A 2,775-nucleotide genomic window follows, 5' to 3' on the forward strand; every position below is an offset into this window, starting at 1 on the left:
ACAACTTAGCTGTCAGCTGCCTTTCAAGCTCTTCTTGCGTTATATTGTGTGCTCTTGCGTAGCATGTTTTCATTCTTTCAAATATAGTAGAAAATTTTTCTTTGGCCTCAGACATTTGAGTCCTTTCTCCATCCGTTATTCCAGATTGTTGTCTTAACATAACATCGATAGACTGTATTTTTTTCGCAACACGCACTAAATCCTTTTTTTTCAAATTATGCTTAGGATCACAACCAAAATCTGTAGGACAAAAAGCACTGGTTGCAAACACACTACAGCTCAATATTAAACCAGCCGCACAAACAGTAGCTGGAGTGCCTCTAAAGGAGTCTCTTGCTCCAAGAGCTGAAGATATTTTGAAAGAGAAACCAAAAGCTATAGCTGCCGTGAGAGAAATACCCATTGTCCATGCTCTCGCTTTTGTATATCTATTTTGCAGCACTTCTTCTTGTTTATCAAGCTCTTGTAGTTGACTACATAAACTGGTTCCTTCTGAAAAAAACACGCTAGCACGAACAAGCATAATAACTTCCTTTTTTAGGATTTAAATACGGTTAATTTTCATTCTAGCACATTCGCAAAGACGCAAACGTAATGCAATTTTATTGCCCATTCACAATATAACTTCAAATAGATATATCATAGCTATCATTTACAACGCAACAGATAGAATATATGCTGCAATTAGAATTATATTGACTATGGGAGTGTTTTGTCATACTGTTTATTTTTGATTATGTCGTGAGAGATATGGAAATGGTAAAGAATATTATAGTAAAGTTTGTTGGTTTTATGCGTCGTGTTGTTGCGAATATATGTATTTTCAACGACCCCAATCCTTTATGGCGCAAAGATTTCTATAAGAAGACAATTGTAACGTTGAAGGGAGCGTTGCATATTGACAAGGCTCTTGTGGCGACGATATCGAAGTTGCCGCGGACGTCTTTGACGCGTCATCTTCTTTCTATCATGAAGAATCTTTCTGGCCCTCCGTGGCATTCTTCTCAGCGTCAGTATCGCAATATTATCTTCCACCTGCGTTTTGCTTTGAGGTCGAAGGATTATCGTCTTAGAAGGAAGTCTTCGAGTCCTCCTGATGTTGCATTGTGTCACAGGCTATGCCTTGCTTTCTATAGGGAGAACCGTTTGTTACCTTTCTGCCGCGATCTTATTGATGTTATAGAGAAAGAATCGCCGAAGCGTTCTACTTCTGCTGAAGCCGAGGGTATTGCCATCCTCGAGCAGTTTGATGCCGGTTATGTTGCTGTACGGTCTGCGCCGCTTTCGTATAAGACGTCATTATTACGGTATTTCCTTGAAAGCCTCCACGGACATCTTGGTATTGTCTACGACCCGAACTTCCAGATCAACAGCGTACAGATCCTTTATGACGTTGTTGTTGGCGGCAAGACTGTAACGAATATCAGGATGGGAACACCTACGCGCGAATACCTTTCACGCTTTCAGAAGGCGGAGATCGTCCCGGAGTTTTTCGGGTTTCTGAGGGCGTATTCCAATGGCGGCAAGCGGCATCTGTATATCAATCTGCAGCGAAGGCGTTCTACATTTCTCAGCGACGAATCTCGGCGTTCCCGCGCTCTCGAGAACCTTAATACGGTCTTTCCTAATACTATCACCGTCGTCACTCTCGATAAGGACTCGTCGTTCTACCATCAACGTGGCGGATATCGTTCCTTTTCATATACCAAGAAATTCAAAGAGGAATTTTTCCAGCAGGTAACAAAACAGAAAAAATCGCGATGCTTTTTTCCCGAAAGCATAAAGAAAAAAGGCCTCGACAAGGCCTTCAAAGACATCATCGAGACTGTCCACGGAAGATATTTCGACTTCCGCTCTACTTTAGGCGTCAGAGAGCGCCATGATTTCATCGAAATAGCATATCTCCTCCTACAAAACTGGCTTCTTGAAGTCTCCGACGTCGATACCTTCTGCTTGGCATGCAAAGACGGCATCGACAGAAGCGGCGCCGCCAACAGTCTTATGTTCTTCTACCACAATAAACACGACACCAAAAAGTTTATAAAAGACTGGAAAGCGATAACCTTCGCGCCGGCGTTGCTGGTAAAGAGACGCTCCATGATAGCAAGCCGCTTCGATAGAGTCATCACCACAGCACGACGTATGCTCTTCCAAAAGCAGATGAGAGGTTAATAATAGCGTATAGTTATAGCGTTTAGCGAACAGGAGAACAAGAATTCTTGTTCCAGCGTCTAGTCTTGTATGACATGTACTTGTCCATCTTCGTCCATACGCAAAGTAGGAATATCTGCACAAACGTCTTCGGTAGCAGGCGTAATAAAAAGCGTAGGGTCTTTCTCTAACATTTGGAATAAACCTTGCAAAACATCGTCCTTAACAGGAGAAAACATTACACTCTTAACTGCTACTGCTGGCGCATCCCTAAAAGACAACCCCAGTCTTTCTGAAACCCCTCCCATAACGGCAGCATACTTCCTAAAAACATTCATGGACGCTTGATGAAGCGGTGAAATATCAGTTTTTGTAGTTGAACAGTTTTTTTTAGTCTTTTCCGATGCAGCCTTTTCATGGAGTACTATCTCTTGACCTGTATTTGCACAAGATCCCATTATTCCTAAACTACTACTCATAATACTAATCCTTATATTGTTAATTGTTAATTTTAATGAACTAATATATCATATCGTCGTCATTTCTGTACACGGATATCTATAGCCGTATCGATACGAATAAAAATTTGAGTTTGGATTTAAATAATATCGTGTTACAGTTATG

General features: G+C 41.4%; 3 protein-coding genes. 1 reads left to right on the forward strand and 2 read right to left on the reverse strand.

Translation table 11 applies throughout. From position 1 onward, the window contains the following. Positions 1 to 523 (reverse strand): hypothetical protein (locus HN980_01970; GenBank protein ID MBT6928249.1); only part of this gene is annotated, 523 nt, incomplete at its 3' end. A gap of 227 nt (positions 524 to 750) precedes the next feature. On the opposite strand from HN980_01970, the gene HN980_01975 reads away from it, so the two are divergent. Further along, complete coding sequence (locus HN980_01975) at positions 751 to 2,172, forward strand: hypothetical protein (GenBank protein MBT6928250.1); 1,422 nt, start codon at positions 751 to 753, stop codon at positions 2,170 to 2,172. 59 nt (positions 2,173 to 2,231) lie between these two features. Here HN980_01975 and HN980_01980 read toward each other — a convergent pair whose 3' ends face one another. After that, positions 2,232 to 2,630, reverse strand: a complete 399-nt coding sequence (locus tag HN980_01980) for a hypothetical protein (protein MBT6928251.1) — start codon at positions 2,628 to 2,630, stop codon at positions 2,232 to 2,234. Positions 2,631 to 2,775 lie beyond the last annotated feature (145 nt).

The organism is Waddliaceae bacterium (assembly GCA_018694295.1).
Classification (GTDB): Bacteria; Chlamydiota; Chlamydiia; order Chlamydiales; family JABHNK01; genus JABHNK01.

Bases quoted from the DNA above. Each gene is read 5' to 3' on its own strand.
- HN980_01980 (MBT6928251.1), bottom strand. From the start codon at position 2,630: ATGAGTAGTAGTTTAGGAATAATGGGATCTTGTGCAAATACAGGTCAA.
- HN980_01975 (MBT6928250.1), top strand. From the start codon at position 751: ATGGAAATGGTAAAGAATATTATAGTAAAGTTTGTTGGTTTTATGCGT.